The following is a 25,737-nucleotide window of genomic DNA, read 5'->3' on the forward strand; positions in this document are numbered from 1 at the left end:
ACCCTGCGCACAGCAGGGCTTCCACGATCACACAGGGAGCAACCGGAATGGGTTCGGTTCGCGTAGCCATCGTCGGCGTGGGCAACTGCGCCGCCTCGCTGGTGCAGGGCGTCGAGTACTACAAGGACGCCGACCCGGCGACCAAGGTGCCCGGCCTGATGCACGTCCAGTTCGGCGACTACCACGTCGGTGACGTCGAGTTCGTCGCCGCCTTCGACGTCGACGCGAAGAAGGTCGGCCTCGACCTCTCCGACGCCATCGGCGCCAGCGAGAACAACACCATCAAGATCTGCGACGTCCCGAACGCGGGCGTCACGGTTCAGCGCGGCCACACCCTCGACGGCCTGGGCAAGTACTACCGCCAGACCATCGAGGAGTCCGCCGAGGCCCCGGTCGACGTCGTCCAGATCCTCAAGGACCGCCAGGTCGACGTCCTCGTCTGCTACCTGCCCGTCGGCTCCGAGGCCGCTGCGAAGTTCTACGCGCAGTGCGCCATCGACGCCAAGGTCGCCTTCGTCAACGCCCTCCCGGTCTTCATCGCCGGCACCAAGGAGTGGGCTGACAAGTTCACCGAGGCCGGTGTCCCGATCGTCGGCGACGACATCAAGTCCCAGGTCGGCGCCACCATCACGCACCGCGTCATGGCGAAGCTCTTCGAGGACCGCGGTGTCCGCCTCGAGCGCACCATGCAGCTGAACGTCGGCGGCAACATGGACTTCAAGAACATGCTCGAGCGCGAGCGCCTGGAGTCCAAGAAGATCTCCAAGACGCAGGCCGTCACCTCGCAGATCCCCGACCGCGAGCTGGGCGAGAAGAACGTCCACATCGGTCCGTCGGACTACGTGGCCTGGCTGGACGACCGCAAGTGGGCGTACGTGCGCCTCGAGGGCCGCGCCTTCGGTGACGTTCCGCTGAACCTGGAGTACAAGCTCGAGGTGTGGGACTCCCCGAACTCCGCGGGTGTCATCATCGACGCCCTGCGCGCCGCGAAGATCGCCAAGGACCGCGGCATCGGCGGCCCGATCCTCTCCGCGTCCTCGTACTTCATGAAGTCCCCGCCGGTGCAGTACTTCGACGACGAGGCCCTGGCCAACGTCGAGAAGTTCATCAAGGGTGAGGTCGAGCGCTAAAGCGCCGCACGCTTGTCGATCGAGGGTCCCCGAGGCACTGCCCGGGGGCCCTCTTCGTATGTGAGTCTTGCTGCCATGTCCGTCGTACGTGATCTGCGCGTACTCCTGCGCCTGACGAACTTCCGCCGCCTGCTCGCCGTACGGCTGCTCTCCCAGTGCGCCGACGGCGTCTACCAGGTGGCCCTGGCCACGTACGTCGTCTTCTCCCCCGAGAAACAGACCTCCCCCGCCGCCATCGCCTCGGCCATGGCGGTACTCCTGCTCCCGTACTCGCTCGTCGGCCCGTTCGCCGGCGTCCTCCTCGACCGCTGGCAGCGCCGTCAGGTCTTCCTGTACGGGAACCTCCTGCGCGCCCTGCTCGCCTGCGGTACCGCGGTGCTCGTCCTCGCCTCCGTGCCCGACTGGCTCTTCTACGCCTCCGCCCTCTCCGTCACGGCGGTCAACCGCTTCGTCCTCGCGGGGCTTTCGGCCTCGCTCCCCAGGGTCGTCGACGACGAGCGGCTGGTCGTGGCGAACTCGCTCTCCCCGACCGCGGGAACCCTCGCCGCGACACTGGGAGGCGGCCTCGCGTTCGGCGTCCGACTGCTCGCCGACAACTCCGACGCGGTCGTCGTGGCCTTCGGCGCCCTGCTCTACCTCTGCTCCGCCCTCGCCTCCCTGCGGATGCCCCGAGAACTCCTGGGGCCGGACCCCTGCCTCGTCCCCCAACGGCTCGGATCGGCACTGGCCTCGACGGCCCGCGGGCTGGTCGGGGGACTGCGTCACCTCGCCGAGCGCCGACCCGCCGCCCGGGCCCTCATCGCCGTGGGCCTCATGCGCTTCTGTTACGGCGCCCTGCTCGTCACCGTGCTCATGCTCAGCCGCTACGCCTGGAGCTCCACGGACGCGGAGGGCCTCGGCCTCCTCGGGATCGCCGTCGCCGCCTCGGGCGCGGGATTCTTCGCGGCCGCCCTGCTCTCCCCCTGGGGCGTGGGGCGGCTCGGCCCCTTCGGTTGGATGGCCGTGTGCGCGGCGGTGGCCGCCGTCGTGGAGCCGGCACTCGGCCTGACCTTCGCCCCGATCCCCTTCCTCATCGCCGCCTTCGTCCTCGGGCTGATCACCCAAGGCGCCAAGATCGCGACGGACACGGTGGTGCAGACCACCGTCGACGACGCCTACCGGGGACGGGTCTTCTCCCTCTACGACGTGCTGTTCAACGTCGCCTTCGTGGGCGCGGCAGGCGTCGCCGCGCTGATGCTGCCGCCCGACGGGCGGTCCTCGCTCCTGGTGGTGCTGGTGGCCGTGATCTACGCGGCCATCGCGCTGACCCTGCGGGGGGAACGCACAAAGGGGTGATGTTTCACGTGAAACACCACCCCTTCTCGCACGGAACGCCTCGTTGTTTCACGTGAAACAACGGACCGCCCCCGCGGCACGGCTCAGCTCTGCGCCGCCCACCACTCCTTGAGTGCGGCGACGGCCTCGTCGTGCTCCATCGGCCCGTTCTCCAGACGGAGCTCCAGCAGGAACTTGTACGCCTGGCCGATGGCCGGGCCGGGACCGATGCCGAGGATCTCCTGGATCTGGTTGCCGTCGAGGTCGGGACGGATCGCGTCGAGCTCCTCCTGCTCCTGGAGCTGGGCGATGCGGTCCTCCAGGCCGTCGTAGGCGCGGGAGAGGGCGGTGGCCTTGCGCTTGTTGCGGGTCGTGCAGTCCGAGCGGGTCAGCTTGTGCAGCCGCGAGAGCATCGGACCGGCGTCACGGACGTAGCGGCGCACGGCGGAGTCGGTCCACTCGCCGGTCCCGTAGCCGTGGAAGCGCAGGTGCAGCTCCACCAGCCGGGAGACGTCCTTGATCATCTCGTTGGAGTACTTGAGCGCGGTCATGCGCTTCTTGGTCATCTTCGCTCCCACCACTTCGTGGTGGTGGAAGGAGACGCGGCCGTCCTTCTCGAAGCGGCGCGTGCGCGGCTTCCCGATGTCATGGAGCAGAGCGGCGAGCCTGAGCACCAGGTCGGGGCCGTCCTCCTCCAGGTCGATCGCCTGGTCGAGCACGGTCAGCGAGTGCTCGTAGACGTCCTTGTGCCGGTGGTGCTCGTCACTCTCCAGCCGCAGCGAGGGCAGCTCGGGCAGCACGTGCTCGGCGAGGCCCGTGTCCACGAGGAGGCCGAGGCCCTTCCTCGGGTGGGCCGAGAGCAGCAGCTTGTTGAGCTCTTCGCGGATCCGCTCGGCGGAGACGATCTCGATCCGGCCGGACATCTCCGTCATGGCCGTGACCACCTCGGGGGCGACCTCGAAGTCCAGCTGCGCGGCGAAGCGCGCGGCCCGCATCATCCGCAGGGGGTCGTCGGAGAAGGACTCCTCCGGCGTACTCGGCGTGCGCAGCACCCGGGCGGCAAGATCCTCCAGACCGCCGTACGGGTCGATGAACGTCTTCTCGGGCAGGGCCACGGCCATGGCGTTCACGGTGAAGTCACGCCGGACGAGGTCCTCGTCGATCGAGTCGCCGTAGGACACCTCGGGCTTGCGCGAGGTCCGGTCGTACGCCTCCGAGCGGTACGTGGTGACCTCGATCTGGTAGCCGTCCTTCTGCGAGCCGACCGTCCCGAAGGCGATTCCGACCTCCCACACGGCGTCGGCCCACGGACGGACGATCTTCAGTACGTCCTCGGGGCGGGCGTCGGTGGTGAAGTCCAGGTCGTTGCCGAGCCGGCCGAGCAGCGCGTCCCGGACCGAGCCACCGACCAGCGCGAGGCTGAACCCGGCATCCTGGAAACGGCGGGCGAGGTCGTCGGCGACAGGGGACACACGCAGCAGTTCACTGACCGCGCGGCGTTGCACCTGGCTCAGTGCAGTCGGGGTGTCTTCGTTGGCGTTCGGCACAACAGAAAAGGGTACGTGCCCCGGCTCGCCGCAACGTCCCCGTTTTCCGAGGAGGAAGATCGCCTGGAGCAGTCCCCGGCACTTGCCCCCAGCGTGCCTCGTTACCATGCCTGGACACAGCAACCGGGAATCATCGACACCACTGACAACGACGAGGACGGGCGAACGCGTGGCCGAGGCGGCAGACATCCAGGGAACCGGTCCCTCACCTGCCCGCCGATGGCTGCGGCGCACGATCACCGTCGCCTTCGGGGCGCCGCTCCTCGCCGGGCTGCTCCAGGCGCCGGCCGTCACGTCCCCCGCGCTCGCGGCCGAGGACGGCACCGGATCCAGGACCGTCGATGTGTCGCTCGACACCATGGCCCCGAGCAGCCCCGTCGAAGGGGACACCGTCACGGTCACCGGGACGGTCACCAACCGGGGGAAGAAAACCGTCACCGACGCGACCGTCGACCTGCGCGTCGGGCCGCGGATGACGAGCCGCAGCGAGATCGAGCAGGTGACGGGACGCACCGGCTTCCGGTACGACAGCGACCCCGCTCCCCTGGAGGACGCTCCCACCGTCAGGATTCCCCGGCTCGGCGCCGGTCTCAGCGCGGACTTCTCGCTCTCCGTCCCGGTCTCCGAGCTCGGCCTCGACGAGGCGGGCGTCTACCAGCTGGGCGTCTCCCTCACCGGACACACCTCCGACCAGGGCTCGGACCGGGTGCTCGGCATCGAGCGGACCTTCCTGCCGTACCAGCCCGAGGCCGCCAAGAAGAAGACCCAGCTGACCTACCTCTGGCCGCTGATCTCCTCCGCCCACGTCTCGGCGGAGACGGCCACGGACGACCAGCAGACCCCGGTCTTCGAGGACGACGCCCTGGCCGACGAGCTGCGTCCGGGCGGGCGCCTGGACCAGATGGTCTCGCTCGGCAAGGACCTTCCCGTCACCTGGGTGCTCGACCCCGACCTGCTGGCCACCGTCGACGCGATGGCGAACGGCTACCGGGTCAAGGACGGCACCCTGCACGTCCCCGGCAAGAACAAGGACGTCGCCGAGCGGTGGCTGAACGCCCTGGAGAAGGCGGTCCAGGGGCGCGAGGTCGTCGCCCTGCCCTTCGCCGACCCCGACCTCGCCTCGCTCGCCCATCACGGCAAGGACGTCCCCGGCTCCCTGGGGCACCTCCAGTCGGCGACCGACCTCGCCGGGACGACGATCGAGACCGTCCTCCACCTGCGGCCGTCCACCGACTTCGCCTGGCCCGTCGACGGCGCCGTCGACCCCTCGATCGTGGCGGTCGCGACCTCGGCCGGCGCGGACAAGGTGATCGCGCGCAGCGACAGCGTCCGCGACGACCTCTCCTACACGCCCACGGCGGCCCGCCCGCTGGGCAACGGCAGCACCACCGCCGTGGTGAGCGACGCCGTGCTGTCCACCACCTTCGACGGCGACATGGTCCGCGCGGAGAGCTCCACGCTCGCCGTCCAGGAGTTCCTCGCCCAGTCCCTCGCGATCACCCTGGAGCAGCCGGAGGACCAGCGCAGCGTCGTGGTCGCCCCGCAGCGGATGCCGACCTCCGCCCAGGCGCAGACCATGGCCGAGGCCCTGCAAGGCCTCTCCGCCAAGCGCTGGAGCCAGCCGCTCGACCTCGTCGCCGCCGCCGCGGCCAAGCCCGACCCGGACGCCTCGACCGCGGTGCCCAGCTCCTCCCGGTACCCGAAGAAGCTGCGCGAACGAGAGCTGCCGGTCCAGGCCTTCCGCGACATGAAGACCACCCGCGACGAGCTGGACGACTTCAAGGTCGTCCTGGAGCAGCCCGAGCGCGTCGTGACGCCGTTCGGCAACGCGATCAACCGCGAGATGTCGGTCTCCTGGCGCGGCCAGGTCCGAGCGGCGCTGGTCTACCGCAGCAACGTCCTGGATTACCTCCAGGGGCTCACCAAGAGCGTCCAGCTGGTCGACAAGTCGGACCTCACGCTCTCCGGCCGCAGCGCGACGATCCCCGTGACCGTCCAGAACAAGCTGCTCCAGGGTGTGGACCACCTGGTGCTGCGCCTCACCTCCGGCAACAAGAACCGGCTGGAGGTGAACGGCGAGGGCTTCGCCGAACTCCCCGTGAAGATCAACGGCGGGCACAGCCAGTCGGTGAAGTTCACGGCCTCCGCCAACGTCAACGGCCAGGTGCCGATGACCGCACAGCTCTACACCGAGGACGGCACTCCCTACGGGCAGCCGATGACCTTCACCGTGAAGGTCTCCGAGATGACCCCCACGGTGATGCTCGTGATCGCGGGAGGCGTCCTGCTCCTCGTCCTCGCCGGCGTGCGGATGTACACCCAGCGGAAGCGGATCGCGGCACGGAACGCCGAGGCCGAAGCCGCGGAGACGGACGGTCCCGCCGAGGCGGAGACCGACGGGGACGAACCCTCCGGGGACGAACCCGAGCAGCCGAGTGACCCGACACCGGACACCGGGTCCGAAAGCGGAGACCCGTCGGGCCCGGGTGAGAAGGTGGACCGTTGAGCGATGTCGTGGCCGGTCGGCCGGGGACGATGAGGTGGGGTAAGCATGAACGCGCCGTATGACGGTGACCGCGGCCAGGGCGCGGGCGGCCCCGCGCCGCAGGGTGCCCCCGGCCCGCAGGGGCACGAGCCCTACCCGCAGAACCCGCAGGGGCACGACCCCTACGCGCAGAACGCACAGGGGCACGACTCCTACGCGCAGAACCCGCACGCCCAGGACCCGTACGTCCAGGACGCCTTCTCGCACGACCCGTACCGGGCGCAGGACCTGGCCGCGCAGGACCCGGTGGGCGAGGCCCTCTACGACCGGGCCGCGCACCCGCCGCCCCCGCCCGGCACCTACCAGGAGCCCCAGCCGCTCTACCAGCAGCCGGTCGCGCCCCAGCACGCCCCCGACCCCCGGGTGTGGGCGCAGACGCCGGCACCGGAGCCCGAGGGCCCTTCACGTCATCTGCCGTACGGCGACGACGCGCGCACGGTCCAGTTCACCGGTGTCGACGACCTGGTGACCCGGGCGGGCGAGGAGGAGCCCGAGCCGGACGCCTTCGCCCACCTGTACCGGGACCAGCAGACGCCCGGGCAGGTGCCGCCGCCCGCTCCCGAGCCCGACCCGCTGCCCGCCCCCGCGGCCAAGAAGTCAGGCCGCGCCTCCGGGCTGCTGAAGTCGAGCGCCGTCATGGCGGCCGGCACGCTGGTCTCCCGGCTCACCGGCTTCGTCCGCAGCCTGGTGATCACCGGTGCGCTCGGCGCGGCCCTGCTCGGTGACACCTTCACCATCGCCTACACCCTGCCGACGATGATCTACATCCTCACCGTCGGCGGCGGCCTCAACTCGGTCTTCGTCCCCCAGCTCGTCCGCTCGATGAAGAACGACGAGGACGGCGGCGAGGCCTACGCCAACCGCCTGCTGACCCTCGTGATGGTGGCGCTCGGCCTGATCGTGGCCCTCGCCGTCTTCGCGGCGCCGCTGCTGATCCGGCTGATGTCGAACACGATCGCCGACGACGCCGCGGCCAACAGCGTGGCCGTGACCTTCGCCCGCTACTGCCTGCCCACCATCTTCTTCATGGGTGTGCACGTGGTGATGGGTCAGATCCTGAACGCCCGGGGCAAGTTCGGCGCGATGATGTGGACGCCGGTCCTCAACAACATCGTCATGATCGTCACCTTCGGCCTGTTCATCTGGGTCTACGGCACCTCCGCCGAGTCCCACATGGGCGTGCAGACCATTCCGGACGAGGGCATCCGCCTGCTCGGCGTCGGCACCCTCCTCGGCCTCGTCGTCCAGGCCCTGGCGATGATCCCGTACCTCCGTGAGACGGGCTTCCGCTTCCGGCCCCGCTTCGACTGGAAGGGCCACGGGCTCGGCAAGACCGTCAAGCTGGCCAAGTGGACCGTGCTCTTCGTCCTCGCCAACCAGGCGGGCGTCCTGGTCGTCACCCAGCTCGCCACGGCCGCCGGTGAGGAGTCGGGCAAGAACGGCGCCGGCTTCCTCGCCTACTCCAACGCCCAGCTCATCTGGGGCATGCCGCAGGCCATCATCACGGTCTCCGTCATGGCGGCGCTGCTGCCGCGGATCTCCCGCGCCGCCCACGACGACGACCCCGGTGCCGTCCGGGACGACATCTCGCAGGGCCTGCGGAACTCGGCCGTCGCGATCGTCCCGGTCTCGTTCGCGTTCCTGGCGCTCGGCGTTCCGATGTGCACCCTGCTCTACGCCTCCAGCGGCGTCGAGGCGGCCCAGGGCATGGGCTTCATCCTGATGGCCTTCGGCCTCGGCCTGATCCCCTACTCCGTCCAGTACGTCGTGCTCCGCGGCTTCTACGCCTACGAGGACACCCGGACGCCCTTCTACAACACGGTCATCGTCGCCGCCGTCAACGCGGCGGCCTCGGCGGTCTGCTACGTCGTGCTGCCCGCCCAGTGGGCCGTCGTCGGCATGGCCGCCTCGTACGGGCTCGCCTACGCCGTCGGCGTCGGCATCGCCTGGCGCCGTCTCCGCAACCGGCTGGGCGGCGACCTGGACGGCACCCAGGTGGTGCGGACCTACGCGCGCCTCTGCATGGCCTCCGTACCCGCCGCGATCGTCGCCGGCGCCGTCGGTTTCGGCCTGTTGAAGCTCCTGGGTGAGGGCGCACTCGGTTCGCTCGTCGCCCTGATCGTCGGCGGAGCGGTACTCCTCGGCGTCTTCTTCGTCGCGGCAAAGCGCATGCGCATCGCGGAGTTGAACACCCTGGTCGGGATGGTGCGCGGGCGTCTGGGACGCTGATTCGACGGTCCCGCACAACCATCGGCGGGAACCGCGTGTCGTGCATAGCGCCGGACTGTGGGCACAATTGGCATGGCTGTTGGATGTGGCGCAACGGATGGGGAGGCAGGAACGACGGTGGCGGAACGTAGCACGGCTGCCGTCGACGTGGCCGACAACAGCGGTGACGACCCGCTGACCGCCAAGGCGGACACGGCCGCGACCGACGGGGTGGCGGAAGAGCAGAAGACGGCGGAGAAGACCGCCGAGGCCACGATGAACAAGGCGGTCGAACGACAGAGCGGCGAACAGCCCTCCATCACGGCACCCGAACTGCACAGCGGGCACAAACTGGCCAGACGCTACCGGCTGGAGGAGTGCGTCACCCGTTTGGACGGCTTCAGCAGTTGGCGTGCGGTCGACGAGAAGCTTCGGCGCGCCGTCGGGGTCCACCTGCTGCCCGCCGACCACCCCAGGGCCCGTTCGGTCCTGGCCGCGGCCCGCTCCTCGGCCCTCCTCGGCGACCCCCGGTTCGTCCAGGTCCTCGACGCCGTCGAGGAGAACGACCTGGTGTACGTCGTGCACGAGTGGCTGCCCGACTCCACCGAGTTGACCACGCTGCTCGCGGCCGGTCCGCTGGAGCCCCACGACGCCTACCAGCTCGTCAGCCAGGTCTCCCAGGCGATGGCCGCCGCCCACCGCGAAGGCCTCGCCCACCTGCGCCTCACCCCGAGCGCCGTCCTGCGCAGCTCCACGGGCCAGTACCGGATCCGCGGCCTGGCCGTGAACGCCGCCCTGCGCGGCATCACCGCCGACCGTCCGCAGCGCAGCGACACCGAGGCCATCGGCGCCCTGCTGTACGCCGCGCTCACCCAGCGCTGGCCGTACGACAGCGACGCCCACGGGCTCTCCGGGCTTCCCAAGGGCGTGGGGCTGCTCCCGCCCGACCAGGTCCGCGCCGGCGTCCACCGCGGCCTCTCCGAGATCGCCATGCGCGCCCTGGCCAACGACGGCGCCACCGCCTCGCGGCAGGAGCCGCCCTGCACGACCCCGGACGAGCTGGCCAAGGCCGTGGCGGCGATGCCCCGCGTCAGGCCGCCCGAGCCGGAGTACACCGCCCCGCCCGAGTACCAGCGCACGACGTACCAGCAGGGCACGTACGGCCGGCCCCAGCCGCGTCCCGTCCTCCCCCAGCAGGTCGTCGTCCCGCCGCCCCCGCTGCAGAGCCGCACCGGCAGGGCGCTGAAGTGGGCCGTCTCGGCACTGCTGATCGCCGCGCTCGGCCTCGGCAGCTGGCAGATCGCGGACCGGCTGCTCGCACCGGAGTCCAAGGACGAGACGCCGATCGTGCAGCCCCCGGTCGACGAGAAGCCTCAGCCGCTGAAGCCGATCACCATCTCGTCCGCCCAGGACTTCGACCCGCCCCCCGGGGGCAACGGCGAGGAGTACCCGGAGTCGGTGGCGAACGCCTTCGACGGTGATCCGGGCACCTTCTGGCACACCAAGAACTACACCACCGCGAACTTCGGCAACCTGAAGCGCGGCGTCGGGATAGTGCTGGACCTTGGCTCGGCCCAGCAGGTCCGCGCCGTCGACCTGTCGTTCGTCGGGCGCACCTCGGTGGAGGTCCGCACGGCTCCCGAAGGCGCCTCCTCGGCGCCTTCCACGGCCGAAGGGTTCACCACCCAGGCGTCCGGCAACGACAGCGATCTGAAGCTGAAGCTCACCAAGCCGGTCACGACCCGCTACGTTCTGGTCTGGCTGACGGAGCTGCCCCTCACCGGAGGCGAGTTCCGCGGCCAGCTGACCGAAGTCAAGGTCATGGGCTGACGACCACAGGGGAGGGGGCTCACCGTTGGACCGTCCGATAGACGCCGCAGACGACCAGGAACTCCTGGCACGTCATGTCGCCGGGGACCCCGATGCCTTCGGTGAGCTCGTGCGGCGCCACCGCGACCGGCTGTGGGCGGTGGCGCTGCGGACCCTGGGCGACCGCGAGGAGGCCGCTGACGCCGTCCAGGACGCCCTGCTCTCCGCCTTCCGGGCCGCCCACACCTTCCGGGGTCAATCGGCCGTCACGACCTGGCTCCACCGCATCACGGTGAACGCCTGCCTCGACCGTGCGCGCAAGACCGCCTCCCGTCGGACCTCACCCGTCGACGACGCCGACCGCTTCGAGCAGCTCCTCGGCCCCCACGAGTCGGCCGAGGCGCCCGTGGAGCGCCAGGACCTCCACCGCCAGGTGCTGGCCGCACTCGCCGCGATCCCTGCCGACCAGCGGGCCGCGCTCGTCCTGGTCGACATGCAGGGCTACTCCGTCGCGGAGGCCGCCCGTATCCTCGGCGTCCCCACCGGCACCGTGAAGAGCCGCTGTGCACGCGGGCGGGCGCGTCTCCTGCCGATGGTCACTCATCTGCGCGTCGACACCGTGGGTAACGAGGCCACCGAAGGGGGAAGGAACCGGACGCCGGGGGGATCCGTCCCAACGGTGCCGGGGCCGACGGATACCGGACCGACTGATCCAGCTGCTGTGAAGGGCGGAGGTGGGCGCACGTGACTTCCACGGCCGGCAAGGCCGACACCACACAGCACCCGGACGTCTCGGAGATTTCCGATCTGACCGAGGGGCTCCTCTCGCCGACCCGCTCCGCGGCCGTCCGCCGGCACCTGGACGACTGTCCCCTCTGCGCGGACGTCCGGTCCTCGCTGGAGGAGATCCGCGGGCTCCTGGGCACCCTCCCCGGGCCCCCTCGTATGCCCGCCGAGATCGCCGGCCGGATCGACGCCGCTCTCGCCGCCGAGGCCCTGCTCAACTCCACCGCGCCCGAGAGCGAAGCCGCGGTTTCACGTGAAACATCGCGCCTCCCGGTCGAGTCCGCACCCCCCTCCCGTGCCCCCTCACCGACCTCGGACCGTCCTGCGGGCAGCTCCCGCGCCGCCACCGGACCCGGGCGCCCCGGCAAGCCCCGCCGCCGCCGGATCGCCCTGCTGTCCACGCTCGGCGCGGCGTTCGGCGCCGTGGTCCTGGGGACGAGCCTGTACCTCAGCCAGACGGGGAATCTGACCGCGGGCGACAGCTCATCCGACACGAAGAAGGCCGACACCGTCGCCGGCGCCGCCCTGAGCCCCTTCTCAGGGTCCCCGGTCGAGGATCGGGTCCATGAGCTCCTGGCCGGGAACACCGCCGCCAAGACGCCCCAGGGCATCGGCCCCGAGTCGATGTCCTCCGAGACCACCCCCACCGCACCCCAGCGCAACCGGGACGACGTCGTACCCGCCTGTGTCCTGGCCGGCACCGGCCGCACCGACCCGGTTCTCGGCCACGAGCGGGGTGAATACCAGGGCATGCCCGCCTATCTGCTGCTCCTGGCCGATCGCTCCGACAGCACGCGGGTCCAGGCCTATGTGCTCGACGCCTCCTGCGCCGACGGGTCCGCGGACGGTTCGAGCCCGGCCGCCGACGTTCTGCTGAGCCAGACGTACCCTCGCTCCTGACGTCTCTCCGCGGCGTCCACGGTGCCGCGCGGCGGTCTCGGGAATGCACGCCCCTTAGGATCCGTTGGGTGGGGTGAGAGCGACCGAGGCAACCGCCCCCGTAGGCAGTGGCAGTCTGCAGAGACGAGGAAGAAACCCGTGAGCGACGTCCGTAACGTGATCATCATCGGCTCCGGGCCCGCGGGGTACACCGCTGCGCTCTACACGGCCCGAGCGTCGCTGAAGCCTCTGGTCTTCGAGGGTGCCGTCACCGCCGGTGGCGCGCTGATGAACACGACCGAGGTCGAGAACTTCCCCGGCTTCCGTGACGGCATCATGGGCCCGGACCTGATGGACAACATGCGGGCCCAGGCGGAGCGCTTCGGCGCCGAGCTCGTCCCGGACGACGTCATCGCCGTGGACCTGACCGGTGACATCAAGACCGTCACCGACACCGCCGGCACCGTGCACCGCGCCAAGGCCGTCATCGTCACGACCGGCTCCCAGCACCGCAAGCTCGGCCTGCCCAACGAGGACACGCTCTCCGGCCGTGGTGTCTCCTGGTGCGCCACCTGTGACGGGTTCTTCTTCAAGGACCAGGACATCGCCGTCGTCGGCGGCGGCGACACCGCGATCGAGGAGGCCACCTTCCTCTCGCGCTTCGCCAAGTCCGTCACGATCGTCCACCGCCGTGACACCCTGCGCGCCTCGAAGGCCATGCAGGAGCGCGCCTTCGCCGACCCGAAGATCTCCTTCGCCTGGGACAGCGAGGTCACCGAGATCCACGGCGAGCAGAAGCTGAGCGGTGTCACCCTGCGCGACACGAAGACCGGCGAGACCCGCGAGCTCGCGGTCACCGGCCTCTTCATCGCCGTGGGCCACGACCCGCGCACCGAGCTCTTCAAGGGTCAGCTGGACCTCGACGAGGAGGGCTACCTCAAGGTGGCCGCCCCGTCGACGCGCACCAACCTCACGGGTGTCTTCGGTGCCGGCGACGTCGTCGACCACACCTACCGCCAGGCCATCACGGCCGCCGGTACCGGCTGCTCCGCCGCTCTCGACGCCGAGCGCTTCCTGTCCGCGCTCGCCGACAGCGAGAAGCTGGCCGAGACCCCCGCGGTCTGATCTACCGACTTCCGCCTCACCCCTACACCCCGCGAGATCAAGGAGGCCGCTGTGGCCCTCAAGACTGTGACCGACGCTTCCTTCGAAGAGGACGTCCTCAACAGCGACAAGCCCGTCCTGGTGGACTTCTGGGCCGCCTGGTGCGGACCGTGCCGTCAGATCGCCCCGTCGCTGGAGGCCATCGCCGCCGAGCACGGTGAGATCGAGGTCGTGAAGCTCAACATCGACGAGAACCCGGCCACGGCCGCCAAGTACGGCGTCATGTCCATCCCGACGCTGAACGTCTACCAGGGTGGCGAGGTCGTGAAGACCATCGTCGGCGCCAAGCCGAAGGCCGCGATCCTGCGCGACCTGGAGCCCTTCGTCGAGGCCAAGGCCTGATGATCGCTCGCTGTTTCACGTGAAACAGCGAAGGCCCGTCCCCGAGAGGGGGCGGGCCTTTCCGTTTTCCGAGACCCGTCCGAGGCCCCCTTAGGCCCACCCAAGGCCTCCCTCAGGCTCAGAGCGGCCGGAGGGCAGGCTCCTTCTGTACGGCGCCGAGGAGCCGGTCCAGGGCCATCTCGACGTCCTCCTTCCAGGAGAGCGTCGTTCTCAGCTCCAGTCGCAGCCGCGGGAAGGCGTAATGCGGGCGGACGGTCTTGAAGCCCACCGCGAGCAGATGGTCGGCGGGCAGCACGCAGGCGGGCTCCTTCCAGCGGGCGTCCCCGAATGCCTCGACCGCCTTGAAGCCCCGCCGCATCACGTCCTTGGCCACGGTCTGCACCATCACCCGCCCCAGCCCCTGCCCCTGGTAGCCCGGCATGATCCAGGCCGTCATCAGCTGGACGGCGTCCGCCGCCACGGGGCTCGTCGGGAAGGCGGTGGAGCGCGGCACGTAGGCCGGGGGAGCGTAGAGCACGTAGCCGACGGGCACCTCGTCCACGTAGACCACCCGCCCGCAGGATCCCCACTCCAGCAGAACGGCCGAGATCCAGGCTTCCTTCTCGAGCTCCGGGCGACCCGCCTTGACCGCCGCTTCCCCACTGACCGGGTCGAGCTCCCAGAAGACACACGAGCGACACCGCTTGGGAAGATCCGGAAGGTTGTCCAGCGTGAGCGGTACGAGCCGACGCCCCACGACCTCTCCCCGATTCCCTCGCCATCGAGTACGAATACGCCTCTCGGAATCGTATCCATCGGGTGATCAGGGCGATACCGCACACAGGCAAAGGGCGGGCCGCGTTCCGGTCAATCCCGGAGCGAGGCCCGCCCTGAGCGGACGTGGTGGAGCGGGAGGGGTCAGTCCTGCTCGCCGCTCTTGTTGTCCATGACGCGTCCCTCTCCGGGAGCCAGCGTCGAGAGGATCCGGTCCAGATCGTCCATCGAGGCGAACTCGACGACGATCTTGCCCTTCTTCTGCCCCAGGTCGACCTTCACCCGGGTCTCGAAGCGGTCCGACAGCCGGGAGGCGAGATCCGTGAGCGCCGGCGACACCCGGGCTCCCGCGCGGGGGCCCTTCGGCTTGACCGGGGACCCGGTCTCCGAGCCCATGAGCGTGACGATCTCCTCGACGGAACGCACCGAGAGCCCCTCGGACACGATCCGGTACGCCAGCTTGTCCTGGGCCTCCGGGTCCTCGACGCCCAGCAGGGCGCGCGCGTGACCGGCGGAGATCACTCCGGCGGCGACCCGGCTCTGGACCGGCGGGGAGAGCCGCAACAGCCGGAGCGTGTTGGAGACCTGCGGACGCGAGCGTCCGATCCGGTCGGCCAGCTGGTCATGGGTGCAGTTGAAGTCCTTGAGCAGCTGGTCGTAGGCCGCCGCCTCTTCCAGCGGGTTCAGCTGAGCCCGGTGCAGGTTCTCCAGGAGGGCGTCCAGGAGAAGCTTCTCGTCGTCCGTGTGCCGCACGATGGCCGGGATCTTCTCCAGGCCGGCCTCGCGGCACGCACGCCACCGCCGCTCGCCCATGATGAGCTCGTAGCGCTCGGCGCCCGCCTGGCGCACGACCACGGGCTGGAGAAGACCGACCTCCTTGATGGAGGCGATCAGCTCGGCCAGGGCGTCCTCGTCGAAGACCTCACGCGGCTGGCGCGGGTTCGGCGTGATGGAGTCGAGCGGCAGCTCCGCGAAGTGCGCGCCGGCCGGGGACGCCGGGGCGGCCACCGCCTCGGGCTCGTTCCACGACACCATCGATTCCGGGGACTGGGCGCTCTGGGGAAGCGTCGCCAGCTTCGCGGCGGCCACTCCGCGCTCCGTGGTCAGGACGGGGGCCGAGCCGGAGGAAGTCGTGCCCGCCCCGACACCGACCGCCGGCACCTGCCGTTCCTGGGGAGCCGTAGGAATCAGCGAACCGAGCCCGCGCCCCAATCCCCTACGTCGCTCGCTCACTGGATCCCCTCCGACATGCTGCGCTGGTTGTTCTGGTGCCCTACCTGGGCGTGCCCTCCGTGGGCGTGCCCTCCCTGGGCGTGCCCTCCCTGGGCGTGCTGGGGGTCGTAGTACATGGTGGCCCCCCGCAGGGCGATCTCACGGGCCGCCTCGAGATACGACAGGGCTCCACTGGAGCCCGGGTCATAAGTGAGGACCGTCTGGCCGTAGCTCGGCGCCTCGGAGATGCGGACGGACCTCGGAATGCTGGTCCGGAGCACCTCCTCGCTGAAGTGGGTGCGTACCTCTTCGGCGACCTGGGAGGCGAGCCTCGTCCTGCCGTCGTACATGGTGAGCAGGATCGTCGAGACGTGGAGCCCGGGGTTCAGGTGCCCGCGCACCAGGTCGACGTTCCGCAGGAGCTGTCCGAGCCCCTCCAGCGCGTAGTACTCGCACTGGATCGGGATCAGCACCTCGGCGCCCGCCACCATGGCGTTGACGGTGAGGAGACCGAGCGAGGGCGGGCAGTCGATCAGGATGTAGTCGAGCGGCTGCTCGTACGCCTGGATCGCCCGCTGTAGGCGGCTCTCACGGGCCACCAGCGACACGAGCTCGATCTCCGCACCCGCGAGGTCGATGGTGGCCGGGGCGCAGAAGAGGCCCTCGACTTCCAGGACGGGCTGCACCACTTCGGAGAGCGGCCTGCTGTCGACCAGGACGTCGTAGATCGAGGGGACCTCGGCGTGGTGGTCGATGCCGAGCGCCGTGGAGGCATTGCCCTGCGGGTCCAGGTCGATGACCAGGACCCGTGCCCCGTGCAGGGCGAGGGACGCGGCAAGGTTGACCGTCGTGGTCGTCTTGCCCACGCCGCCCTTCTGATTGGCGACCACCATCACGCGAGTCTGGGCCGGTCGGGGAAGCCCCTCACCGGCACGACCCAGGGCTTCTACTGCCAGCTGGGCAGCACGACCAATGGGGGTGTCGTCCATCGGGGGCGGTGTTTCACGTGAAACATCCTCCCCCACCGATTCGGTTCGGGGACCGGGGACCGGATCGGTCATCGGTCCCGCGATGTTGGCGTCGGACCGCAAGGATTCACTCTCCTCGGCTTCAGGCTCGCGATGAGGAGAGCCTGCCATGCTTTCGGGGTCGTGAACCAGCGAGGCCGGTGGTTCTGTGGGTGAATCCACCTCTGTGGACAACTCCGTAACCCTCGCGAGTGGCTTCACGCGGGGGCCGCGGTCCCGGGGCGTGGCAGCCGCGCGACCGCGGCTGATGATCCCCTGCAGCAGTGAGCGACGTTTCACGTGAAACACCATGCCCGTGCTGCCCGGCCGAGACCGCTCGACACTCCGAAATGGTGCGTATGCGACGCTCAGCGGCGCCGGCGGGTCTTGCTCGTACGGGCCGCCTTGGCCCGCTTGGCCGCGAAACGCACACCGCCCGGGCTCTCACCGACCTCCACCCGCACCACGGTGGTCAGTGGGTCGACGATCCCCTCGCCGACCTGGAGCACCGAGGTCTCCACCACACCGAGCCGGGAGAGAGCGGCACGGGCACCGTTGATCTCCTCCTCGGCGGTGTCCCCCTTGAGCGCCAGCATCTCGCCGTACGGGCGCAGCAGAGGAACGCCCCAGCCCGCCAGCCGGTCCAGAGGAGCCACCGCGCGGGCGGTCACCACGTGTACGGGCGTGATCTTGCCGAGCATCTCCTCGGCTCGTCCGCGGACCACGGTCACGTGGTCGAGGCCGAGCAGCTCGACGACCTCCTGGAGGAAGTTCGTCCGGCGAAGGAGCGGCTCCAGGAGCGTGATCTTCAGGTCGCGCCGGACCAGGGCCAGGGGGATACCGGGAAGACCGGCGCCCGAACCCACGTCGCAGACGGTGACGCCCTCGGGGACGGCCTCCGCGAGGACGGCACAGTTCAGCAGGTGGCGTTCCCAGAGCCGCGGAACCTCGCGCGGGCCGATCAGACCGCGCTTCACACCCGCGTCCGCGAGGAGCTCCGCGTAGCGCACGGCCTCCGGGAAGTACTCGCCGAAGACTGTCCGCGCCTGCTCAGGCGCCTCGGGGAGCTCCGCTGCCTCCGTCACGGGAACCGTCCTTCCGTACCGCACGCTTCACATGCGAGCGCACTGTGGTGGCTGACTATCAGGCTGACAAAGATCGGCCCCGCCTGCGAACAGACGGGGCCGACACTACGTGAGGGGTCAGGCGGGGAGCACGACGACGAAGCGCTGCGGCTCCTCGCCCTCGGACTCGCTGCGCAGACCGGCCGCGGCGATCGCGTCGTGCACGACCTTGCGCTCGAACGGCGTCATCGGGTCCAGCTTGACCGGCTGGCCGGTGGACTTCACCTCGTCCGCCGCCTTGGCGCCCAGCTCGGCGAGCTCGGAGCGCTTCTTGGCCCGGAAGCCGGCGATGTCGAGCATCAGTCGGCTGCGGTCACCGGTCTCCCGGTGCACGGCCAGGCGCGTCAGCTCCTGGAGAGCCTCCAGGACCTCACCGTCGCGACCCACGAGCTTCTGCAGCTCACGGCTGCTGGAGTCGCTGATGATCGAGACCGCTGCCCGGTCCGCCTCGACGTCCATGTCGATGTCGCCGTCCAGGTCGGCGATGTCGAGCAGGCCTTCGAGGTAGTCGGCCGCGATCTCACCCTCCTGCTCCAGGCGGGTCAGGGTGTCGCCACCCTCGGCGGCGGCGGAGGTGGTGCCTTCCGTCACGGATGGACTCCTTCTTGCTTCGTGGAGGCTTACTTCTTGGACGACGGGTGCTTGGGCCGCTGCTGGCCCTTGCGCTGGCCGGACTTGCCCTGACGGGAGCCTCCGGAGTTGGCACGGCTCGGACGCGCGGGCTTGTCGCCCTGTGCCTCGTCCTTGGCCTCGGCCTGGCCCTGAGGCTTCTTCTCGAGCGAGGTGGTCGCCTGCTCGGCGGCCGGCTCGGAGGCTTCCTCGGTGTCCTTGACCGCGCCCTGCGGGGCGGCGGCCTGGCGCTGGGCCTTGGTCTGGCGCTTGGGCTGCTGCCGCTTGGCCGCAGCACCGCCCTCGACCTCGGCCTCGATCGTGTCGCTCTTGATCACGGTGCCGTCGGCCTGCGCCGCGAAGCCGGCCTTGGAGAGGCCCACGAAGAAGCGGCGCTCGTTCTCGTTGCGGTCGCTGCCCTTGGCGACGATCACCTTGACGATGGCCTTGCGCCGACGGCCGCGGACCTCGCCGTGCTGCGTGATGTTCTTCAGGAGGCGCTGGAGGTAGGAGTCCTGCGCCTTGCTGCCCGGGGTCGGGTTCTGGTTGATCACGTACATCTGCTGGCCCATGGTCCACACGTTGGTGGTCAGCCAGTAGATGAGGACACCGACGGGGAAGTTGATGCCCATGCCGGCGAAGATCAGCGGGAAGATGTACATGAGCATCTTCTGCTGCTGCATGTACGGCGTCTTCACCGTGAGGTCGACGTTCTTCATCATCAGCTGGCGCTGGGTGAAGAACTGCGAGGCCGACATCATGACGATCATGACCGCGGTGACGATCCGGACCGACGTGATCGAGGCGTCGAGAGCGGCGACCTCGGCGGCGGTGTCCGTGAACTTCGAGGCGAGCGGGGCACCGAAGATGTGGGCCTGACGGGCGCTGGCGAGCAGCGGGCCGTCGATGACGCCGATCTCCTTGCCCGAGGCGATCGCAGAGAGCACGTGGTACAGCGCGAAGAAGAACGGCGACTGCGCCAGGATGGGAAGGCACGAGGAGAGCGGGTTGGTACCCGTCTCCTTGTACAGCTTCATCATCTCTTCGGACTGACGCTGCTTGTCGCTCTTGTAGCGCTCCTGGATCGCCTTCATCTTCGGCTGGAGCGCCTGCATGTTCCGCGTCGACTTGATCTGCTTGACGAACAGCGGGATCAGGCAGATGCGGATCAGCACCACGAGAGACACGATGGACAGGCCCCAGGCCCAGCCCGTGTCAGGGCCGAAGATCGCCCCGTACACCTTGTGGAACTGGACGATGACCCAGGAAACGGGCCAGGTGATGAAGCTGAACAGACTGGCAATCGTGTCCACTAATCAGGCTCCTTGAGCATTGGGCGAGGTCTCGGCGGCCGGGCTCGTCTCGGCGGGGGACCCGCCCTTGTCGCCGCGCAGCGCGTTCCGCAGCATCTCGTGCCAGCGGGGGCGCTTGCGCGGAGGAACGTGATCCACACCGCCGGGCGACCACGGGTTGCACCGCAGGATGCGCCAGGCGGTCAGGGCCGTGCCCTTGATCGCGCCATGCCGGTCGATGGCCGTGAATCCGTAGTGGGAACACGACGGGTAGTACCGGCAGACGGGCCCGAGAAGCGGGCTGATCGTCCACTGGTACAGCTTGATGAGAGCCAGCAGCGGGTACTTCATCGCGTGCCCCCTCCCAGCAGCCGCTGGAGAGCGGCGTCCAGGTCTCGGGCCAGCTGTGCGTGGTCGGCGTCGCCGGCTCCGGGCAACGCCCGTACGACCACCAGGCTACCGGGGGGCAGCTCGGCGAGTCGGTCGCGAACGAGGTGGCGCAGACGTCGCTTCACCTTGTTGCGTACGACCGCAACTCCTACGGCTTTGCTCACGACGAAACCCGCACGCGACGGGGGAGCGCTCTCCCCAGGCGCGTGCGGGTCCGTTGCACCGCTACGTAGGTGGACGACGAGGAGCGGGCGACCGGCCCGGCGACCTCGGCGTACCGCGGTTGCGAAGTCCTCGCGCCGCCTCAGCCGATTCTCGGTAGGCAGCACGTCATGACCTGTTTAAGTGGATCAGGCGGACAGGCTCGCGCGACCCTTGCTGCGGCGGTTCGCCAGGATGGCGCGGCCGGCACGGGTACGCATGCGCAGGCGGAAACCGTGGGTCTTCGCGCGACGACGGTTGTTCGGCTGGAAGGTGCGCTTGCTCACTCGGGGGCTCCAGAAATGATTCGGGTGGTGGCGGGACATCGCCTGGCTGTCACCGTGCGCCCACGAGTAGCTCGCAATACGCCCGAGTGCACCGCTTCACGATCACTGACCGTGATCTTTGCCCATCGGAGGCAGGCGGCAGCAGCCATCGACAACTCGACCTGGTTACGGTACGCGCGGCTACGCCATCCGGTCAAACCGACTTGTCGCCACCCCCCATTGTGCACAGGCTGTGGACAACAACTTGAACCACGTCAGGCGGCCCGACTACCGTGGACGGTCTCCACAATCTTTTGCCGTTCTGTCCCACCTGTCCTCAACGGACACGTCCTCACGGACTTCGACCCACTGTCCCCCGAGAACCACACCATCGTGGGGACCTGCGAGAAAGCGTGCCCTGTGGCTGACGTACCTGCCGATCTTGCCGCAGTGTGGCCACGGGTCCTCGAGCAGCTTCTCGCCGACGGCCAGCCGGGCATCGAGTCCAAGGACAAGCAGTGGATCGAGCGCTGCCAGCCGCTCGCCCTGGTCGCGGACACGGCGCTCCTCGCGGTGCCGAACGAATGGGGCAAGCGCGTCCTCGAAGGCCGGCTCGCCCCGCTGATCAGCGAGACGCTCAGCCGTGAGTGCGGCCGGCCGATCCGGATCGCGATCACCGTCGACGACTCCGTCGGCGAGCCGACGCCGCCCGCGCCCGCGGCACAGCAGCCGCAGCCGCCCCGCTACGACGAGCGCGCGCAGCCCGAGCCGTACGAGAAGTACGACGGGTACGGCCACCGGCCGATGCCCGGCGACGGCCTGCCCACGGCCCGCCCCGCCTATCCGGACTACGGACAGCAGCGGCCCGACCCCGGCGCCTGGCCGCGCACCCAGGAGGACCTCTCCTGGCAGCAGCCGCGGGTCGGCGGCTACCAGGAGCGTGCCCCGTACACCGGACCGGACCAGTCGCGGCAGCCCCGCTACGACGAGCCGTCGCGGGGTTACGAGCAGCAGCGGCCCGAGCGGGCCGAGCTGCCCGACCCGCAGAACCACGGCGCCCGTCCCGGCCCCCGGCCGGGCGGCGGTCCGGTTCCCGGTCCCGTGGGCGGCCCCGGTGGTCACGGCCCGTCGTCGTCCGGCCAGGGCGGCGGGGCCGGCGCTCCGGGCGAGCAGCACGCGCGGCTCAACCCCAAGTACCTCTTCGACACCTTCGTCATCGGTTCCTCGAACCGGTTCGCGCACGCGGCCGCCGTGGCGGTGGCCGAAGCGCCGGCCAAGGCGTACAACCCGCTCTTCATCTACGGGGAGTCGGGGCTCGGCAAGACCCACCTGCTGCACGCGATCGGACACTACGCGCGGAGCCTCTACCCGGGCACGCGCGTGCGGTACGTGAGCTCCGAGGAGTTCACCAACGAGTTCATCAACTCGATCCGCGACGGCAAGGGCGACGCGTTCCGCAAGCGCTACCGCGATGTGGACATCCTGCTCGTCGACGACATCCAGTTCCTGGCGAGCAAGGAGTCGACGCAGGAGGAGTTCTTCCACACCTTCAACACCCTGCACAACGCGAACAAGCAGATCGTGCTCTCCTCCGACCGGCCGCCCAAGCAGCTGGTGACCCTGGAGGACCGGCTGCGCAACCGCTTCGAGTGGGGCCTCACCACCGACGTGCAGCCGCCGGAGCTGGAGACGCGCATCGCGATCCTCCGCAAGAAGGCGGTGCAGGAGCAGCTCAACGCCCCGCCGGAGGTACTGGAGTTCATCGCCTCGCGGATCTCCCGGAACATCCGCGAGCTGGAGGGCGCGCTGATCCGGGTGACGGCCTTCGCGAGCCTCAACCGGCAGCCGGTGGACCTGGGGCTCACCGAGATCGTCCTCAAGGACCTGATCCCCGGCGGCGAGGACAGCTCGCCGGAGATCACCGCGCCCGCGATCATGGCGGCCACGGCGGACTACTTCGGTCTGACGGTGGAGGACCTCTGCGGATCCTCGCGCAGCCGCGTGCTGGTGACGGCCCGGCAGATCGCCATGTACCTGTGCCGTGAGCTCACGGACCTGTCGCTGCCGAAGATCGGCGCGCAGTTCGGCGGCCGGGACCACACGACGGTGATGCACGCGGACCGCAAGATCCGCGCCCTGATGGCGGAGCGGCGCTCCATCTACAACCAGGTCACCGAGCTCACGAACCGCATCAAGAACGGCTGACGCGGGGCCTCTACGGCCTCCGAAGGGCGCTCCGGGACACCTCCCGGAGCGCCCTTCGGCGTTCCCGGGGACCGGCGGCGGGCCGGGGGACGCGTGCCCGCCGTTCGATTGCTCCGTTCCGCTGGCAGGTTCTCCACAGATTGGGGGATGATCTCCCGTCCACAGGGTGGGGACTGTCGAGTTATCCGGAACGTGTCCACAGGCGGTGCTGTTGACAGACCATCACCCCAGGTCAGGACCCTGTGGAATTGTTGGCAAACGATCCCCACAGCCTGTGGATAAATCTTTTGTCCACAGGGGGTCCGGAAGGTTGTCCACTGGCTGCCCACAGGGGACGGCTGGTTGCCCACAGCTTCTCCACACCGCTGTCCACTGTTCGGCAACAAAACGACCCCACTCACCGGGTCGAGTGAAAGCGGTCACACCAAGGGAGACGTTTGGGCTGTGGGGAACCTGGGGAAAGCTGGGGACAGCGCTGGGGAGAACTCCCCGTGGCCTGTGTATGGGGTGTGCAGAACTTTCCCGTGTCCACAGATACCCCTGGTTTTCCACGGGTTCCACCCACAGGGTCGGTGGACAAAAAACTGGGCCTGACCTGCGAAAACGACGTTATCCACCGTTTCCACAGGCCCTACTACTACTCCCACTTAGAGTTAGCTAGGAATCCGCTTCGAAGTGGGGCCTGTGCACAACTCGGCGCCGGAGCTCCGACGCGCTCTCGTCGCGACTTGACCCCGAGCAGCACCGAGTGTCGGCGGCGTACGTCAGACTGGTTCCCGCAGTCGACGAAGAGCCAGCAACAAGCAGGAGGCGGTTCCGGTGAAGATCCGGGTGGAGCGCGACGTACTTGCCGAGGCGGTGGCCTGGGTGGCCCGCAGCCTCCCCGCCCGTCCGCCGGCTCCCGTCCTCGCGGGCCTTCTGCTGAAGGCCGAGGACGGCGCGCTGAGCTTCTCGAGCTTCGACTACGAGGTCTCGGCCCGGGTCTCCGTCGAGGCGGAGGTCGAGGAGGACGGCACCGTCCTCGTCTCCGGCCGACTGCTCGCCGACATCTGCCGCGCCCTCCCCAACCGTCCGGTGGAGATTTCCACAGACGGTGTACGGGCGACCGTCGTCTGCGGCTCCTCCCGCTTCACCCTCCACACCCTGCCTGTGGAGGAGTACCCGGCTCTGCCGGAGATGCCCACCGCGACCGGCACCGTCCCCGGTGAGGTCTTCGCCTCCGCCGCCGCCCAGGTGGCCATCGCCGCCGGCCGTGACGACACGCTGCCCGTCCTCACCGGTGTGCGCATCGAGATCGAGGGCGACACGGTCACGCTGGCCTCCACCGACCGCTACCGCTTCGCGGTCCGCGAGTTCCTGTGGAAGCCGGAGTCCCCGGACGCCTCCGCGGTCGCCCTGGTGCCCGCGAAGACCCTCCTGGACACCGCCAAGGCGCTCACCAGCGGCGACACGGTCACCCTGGCGCTCTCCGGCTCCGGCAAGGGCGAGGGCCTCATCGGCTTCGAGGGCGCGGGCCGCCGCACCACGACCCGGCTGCTCGAAGGCGACCTGCCGAAGTACCGGACGCTCTTCCCCACCGAGTTCAACTCGGTCGCGGTGATCGAGACCGCCCCCTTCGTCGAGGCCGTGAAGCGCGTGGCCCTGGTGGCCGAGCGCAACACCCCGGTCCGGCTGAGCTTCGAGCAGGGCGTGCTGATCCTGGAGGCCGGCTCCAGCGACGACGCACAGGCTGTGGAGCGTGTGGACGCGCAGCTGGAGGGCGACGACATCTCGATCGCCTTCAACCCGACCTTCCTGCTCGACGGCCTGAGCGCCATCGACTCCCCGGTCGCCCAGCTCTCCTTCACGACCTCCACGAAGCCGGCCCTGCTGAGCGGCAAGCCCGCCCTGGACGCCGAGGCGGACGAGGCGTACAAGTACCTGATCATGCCGGTTCGTCTGTCCGGTTGATACCGGTTCTTCGGGGCATCGCCTGAGCGGCTGACCCCACAGGTGTGCACCCGGGTCCGGGCGTAGGCTCGGACCCGGGTAAACCGCACACGACGCTTAAGGAATCTCTGATGGAGCTCGGTCTCGTCGGTCTCGGCAAGATGGGCGGCAACATGCGCGAGCGCATCCGCCGCGCAGGCCACACCGTCATCGGATACGACCGCAACCCGGACCTCGCCGATGTCCACAGCCTCGAAGAACTTGTGGGCAAGCTCAAGGGTCCGCGCGTCGTGTGGGTCATGGTCCCGGCCGGTGCCGCGACCCAGTCCACCATCGACGAGCTGGCCGATCTGCTCTCCCCCGGCGACATCGTCGTGGACGGCGGCAACTCGCGCTGGACCGACGACGAGAAGCACGCCGAGGAGCTCGCCGCCAAGGGCATCGGGTTCGTCGACTGCGGCGTCTCCGGCGGCGTCTGGGGCCTGGAGAACGGCTACGCGCTGATGTACGGCGGCTCCGCCGAGGACGTCGCGCGGGTCCAGCCGATCTTCGACGCCCTCAAGCCCGAGGGCGAGTTCGGCTCGGTCCACGCGGGCAAGGTCGGCGCCGGCCACTTCGCGAAGATGGTCCACAACGGCATCGAGTACGCGATGATGCAGGCCTACGCCGAGGGCTGGGAGCTCCTGGAGAAGGTCGACTCCGTCACCGACGTGCGCGAGGTCTTCCGCTCCTGGCAGGAGGGCACGGTCATCCGTTCCTGGCTGCTGGACCTCGCGGTGAACGCGCTGGACGAGGACGAGCACCTGGACAAGCTGCGCGGCTACGCGTCGGACTCCGGCGAGGGCCGGTGGACGGTCGAGGCCGCCATCGACAACGCCGTACCGCTGCCGGCGATCACCGCGTCGCTGTTCGCGCGGTTCGCTTCGCGGCAGGACGACTCCCCGCAGATGAAGATGATCGCCGCGCTGCGCAACCAGTTCGGTGGCCACGCGGTCGAGACGAAGAAGTAATCCACAGGCTGTGCA

22 protein-coding genes are annotated in these 25,737 nt (G+C 69.5%); 12 read left to right on the plus strand and 10 right to left on the minus strand.

Annotated elements, in window-relative coordinates:
- The first annotated feature begins 47 nt into the window (after positions 1-47).
- Together ACFCY7_RS12310 and ACFCY7_RS12315 are read left to right on the plus strand one after the other, a co-directional pair.
- A complete protein-coding gene (locus ACFCY7_RS12310) occupies positions 48-1,130 on the plus strand; it encodes an inositol-3-phosphate synthase (RefSeq protein ID WP_376483768.1) in 1,083 nt (360 codons plus the stop codon).
- A 75-nt stretch (positions 1,131-1,205) separates the two neighbouring features.
- A complete protein-coding gene (locus ACFCY7_RS12315) occupies positions 1,206-2,465 on the plus strand; it encodes an MFS transporter (RefSeq protein ID WP_376483770.1) in 1,260 nt (419 codons plus the stop codon).
- Between the two features lie 83 nt (positions 2,466-2,548).
- Here the strand turns inward: ACFCY7_RS12315 and ACFCY7_RS12320 are convergent, their stop codons facing one another.
- Positions 2,549-3,991, minus strand: a complete 1,443-nt coding sequence (locus ACFCY7_RS12320) for a CCA tRNA nucleotidyltransferase (RefSeq protein ID WP_376483772.1) — start codon at positions 3,989-3,991, stop codon at positions 2,549-2,551.
- A gap of 169 nt (positions 3,992-4,160) precedes the next feature.
- Here ACFCY7_RS12320 and ACFCY7_RS12325 point away from each other — a divergent pair, with 169 nt between their 5' ends.
- From ACFCY7_RS12325 to trxA, 7 genes are all read left to right on the plus strand, one after another.
- Complete coding sequence (locus ACFCY7_RS12325; protein WP_376483774.1) at positions 4,161-6,497, plus strand: DUF6049 family protein; 2,337 nt, start codon at positions 4,161-4,163, stop codon at positions 6,495-6,497.
- Positions 6,498-6,542: 45 nt separating this feature from the next.
- Entirely contained in the window at positions 6,543-8,765 is a 2,223-nt protein-coding gene (gene murJ, locus ACFCY7_RS12330) for a murein biosynthesis integral membrane protein MurJ (protein ID WP_376483776.1), read from the plus strand.
- A 117-nt stretch (positions 8,766-8,882) separates the two neighbouring features.
- Positions 8,883-10,574: a protein kinase family protein gene (locus ACFCY7_RS12335; protein WP_376483778.1), complete on the plus strand. Its 1,692-nt coding sequence runs from the start codon at positions 8,883-8,885 to the stop codon at positions 10,572-10,574.
- 25 nt (positions 10,575-10,599) lie between these two features.
- Entirely contained in the window at positions 10,600-11,301 is a 702-nt protein-coding gene (sigM, locus tag ACFCY7_RS12340) for an RNA polymerase sigma factor SigM (RefSeq protein WP_376483779.1), read from the plus strand.
- Positions 11,298-12,239, plus strand: coding sequence for a hypothetical protein (locus ACFCY7_RS12345; RefSeq protein ID WP_376483781.1), 942 nt, complete (start codon positions 11,298-11,300; stop codon positions 12,237-12,239). The genes sigM and ACFCY7_RS12345 overlap by 4 nt, the downstream gene beginning before the upstream one ends.
- 138 nt (positions 12,240-12,377) lie before the next feature.
- Positions 12,378-13,343 (plus strand): thioredoxin-disulfide reductase, encoded by a 966-nt coding sequence (gene trxB / locus ACFCY7_RS12350; RefSeq protein WP_376483783.1) that lies wholly within the window; start codon positions 12,378-12,380, stop codon positions 13,341-13,343.
- A 51-nt stretch (positions 13,344-13,394) separates the two neighbouring features.
- Entirely contained in the window at positions 13,395-13,724 is a 330-nt protein-coding gene (gene trxA / locus ACFCY7_RS12355; RefSeq protein WP_367822222.1) for a thioredoxin, read from the plus strand.
- 118 nt (positions 13,725-13,842) lie between these two features.
- Here the strand turns inward: trxA and ACFCY7_RS12360 are convergent, their stop codons facing one another.
- The 9 genes from ACFCY7_RS12360 to rpmH all read right to left on the minus strand — a co-directional run bounded on the left by ACFCY7_RS12360 (position 13,843) and on the right by rpmH (position 20,599).
- Positions 13,843-14,460, minus strand: coding sequence for a GNAT family N-acetyltransferase (locus tag ACFCY7_RS12360; protein WP_376483785.1), 618 nt, complete (start codon positions 14,458-14,460; stop codon positions 13,843-13,845).
- A gap of 161 nt (positions 14,461-14,621) precedes the next feature.
- Complete coding sequence (locus tag ACFCY7_RS12365) at positions 14,622-15,710, minus strand: ParB/RepB/Spo0J family partition protein (RefSeq protein ID WP_376483786.1); 1,089 nt, start codon at positions 15,708-15,710, stop codon at positions 14,622-14,624.
- Entirely contained in the window at positions 15,707-16,828 is a 1,122-nt protein-coding gene (locus tag ACFCY7_RS12370) for a ParA family protein (protein WP_376483788.1), read from the minus strand. The genes ACFCY7_RS12365 and ACFCY7_RS12370 overlap by 4 nt, the downstream gene beginning before the upstream one ends.
- Before the next feature lie 236 nt (positions 16,829-17,064).
- On the minus strand, positions 17,065-17,781 hold the full coding sequence (rsmG, locus tag ACFCY7_RS12375) for a 16S rRNA (guanine(527)-N(7))-methyltransferase RsmG (RefSeq protein WP_376483790.1): 717 nt from the start codon (positions 17,779-17,781) through the stop codon (positions 17,065-17,067).
- 117 nt (positions 17,782-17,898) lie between these two features.
- A complete protein-coding gene (locus ACFCY7_RS12380) occupies positions 17,899-18,411 on the minus strand; it encodes a protein jag (protein WP_376483791.1) in 513 nt (170 codons plus the stop codon).
- Between the two features lie 29 nt (positions 18,412-18,440).
- Positions 18,441-19,742, minus strand: coding sequence for a membrane protein insertase YidC (gene yidC / locus ACFCY7_RS12385; protein ID WP_376483793.1), 1,302 nt, complete (start codon positions 19,740-19,742; stop codon positions 18,441-18,443).
- Positions 19,743-19,745: 3 nt separating this feature from the next.
- Positions 19,746-20,072: a membrane protein insertion efficiency factor YidD gene (gene yidD / locus ACFCY7_RS12390; RefSeq protein ID WP_352018112.1), complete on the minus strand. Its 327-nt coding sequence runs from the start codon at positions 20,070-20,072 to the stop codon at positions 19,746-19,748.
- Positions 20,069-20,440 carry a ribonuclease P protein component gene (gene rnpA / locus ACFCY7_RS12395; RefSeq protein ID WP_366303017.1) on the minus strand — a complete coding sequence of 124 codons (372 nt, stop codon included), beginning with the start codon at positions 20,438-20,440 and terminating at the stop codon, positions 20,069-20,071. Before rnpA ends, yidD begins: the two co-directional genes overlap by 4 nt.
- Before the next feature lie 21 nt (positions 20,441-20,461).
- Complete coding sequence (gene rpmH, locus ACFCY7_RS12400) at positions 20,462-20,599, minus strand: 50S ribosomal protein L34 (protein ID WP_005482975.1); 138 nt, start codon at positions 20,597-20,599, stop codon at positions 20,462-20,464.
- A gap of 399 nt (positions 20,600-20,998) precedes the next feature.
- Between rpmH and dnaA the strand changes: the two genes are divergently transcribed.
- The 3 genes from dnaA to gnd all read left to right on the plus strand — a co-directional run bounded on the left by dnaA (position 20,999) and on the right by gnd (position 25,722).
- Complete coding sequence (gene dnaA, locus ACFCY7_RS12405) at positions 20,999-22,783, plus strand: chromosomal replication initiator protein DnaA (RefSeq protein WP_376483796.1); 1,785 nt, start codon at positions 20,999-21,001, stop codon at positions 22,781-22,783.
- Positions 22,784-23,602: 819 nt separating this feature from the next.
- Complete coding sequence (dnaN, locus tag ACFCY7_RS12410) at positions 23,603-24,733, plus strand: DNA polymerase III subunit beta (RefSeq protein WP_015034855.1); 1,131 nt, start codon at positions 23,603-23,605, stop codon at positions 24,731-24,733.
- A gap of 110 nt (positions 24,734-24,843) precedes the next feature.
- Complete coding sequence (gene gnd, locus ACFCY7_RS12415) at positions 24,844-25,722, plus strand: phosphogluconate dehydrogenase (NAD(+)-dependent, decarboxylating) (RefSeq protein WP_026058396.1); 879 nt, start codon at positions 24,844-24,846, stop codon at positions 25,720-25,722.
- The last annotated feature ends 15 nt before the right edge of the window (positions 25,723-25,737 follow it).

Source organism: Streptomyces sp. NPDC056361, assembly GCF_042262805.1.
GTDB lineage: Bacteria > Actinomycetota > Actinomycetes > Streptomycetales > Streptomycetaceae > Streptomyces.

Coding starts and splice junctions, on each gene's coding strand:
- ACFCY7_RS12310 (WP_376483768.1), top strand. CDS start 48: ATGGGTTCGGTTCGCGTAGCCATCGTCGGCGTGGGCAACTGCGCCGCC.
- ACFCY7_RS12315 (WP_376483770.1), top strand. CDS start 1,206: ATGTCCGTCGTACGTGATCTGCGCGTACTCCTGCGCCTGACGAACTTC.
- yidD (WP_352018112.1), bottom strand. CDS start 20,072: ATGAAGTACCCGCTGCTGGCTCTCATCAAGCTGTACCAGTGGACGATC.
- ACFCY7_RS12370 (WP_376483788.1), bottom strand. CDS start 16,828: ATGGCAGGCTCTCCTCATCGCGAGCCTGAAGCCGAGGAGAGTGAATCC.
- gnd (WP_026058396.1), top strand. CDS start 24,844: ATGGAGCTCGGTCTCGTCGGTCTCGGCAAGATGGGCGGCAACATGCGC.
- murJ (WP_376483776.1), top strand. CDS start 6,543: ATGAACGCGCCGTATGACGGTGACCGCGGCCAGGGCGCGGGCGGCCCC.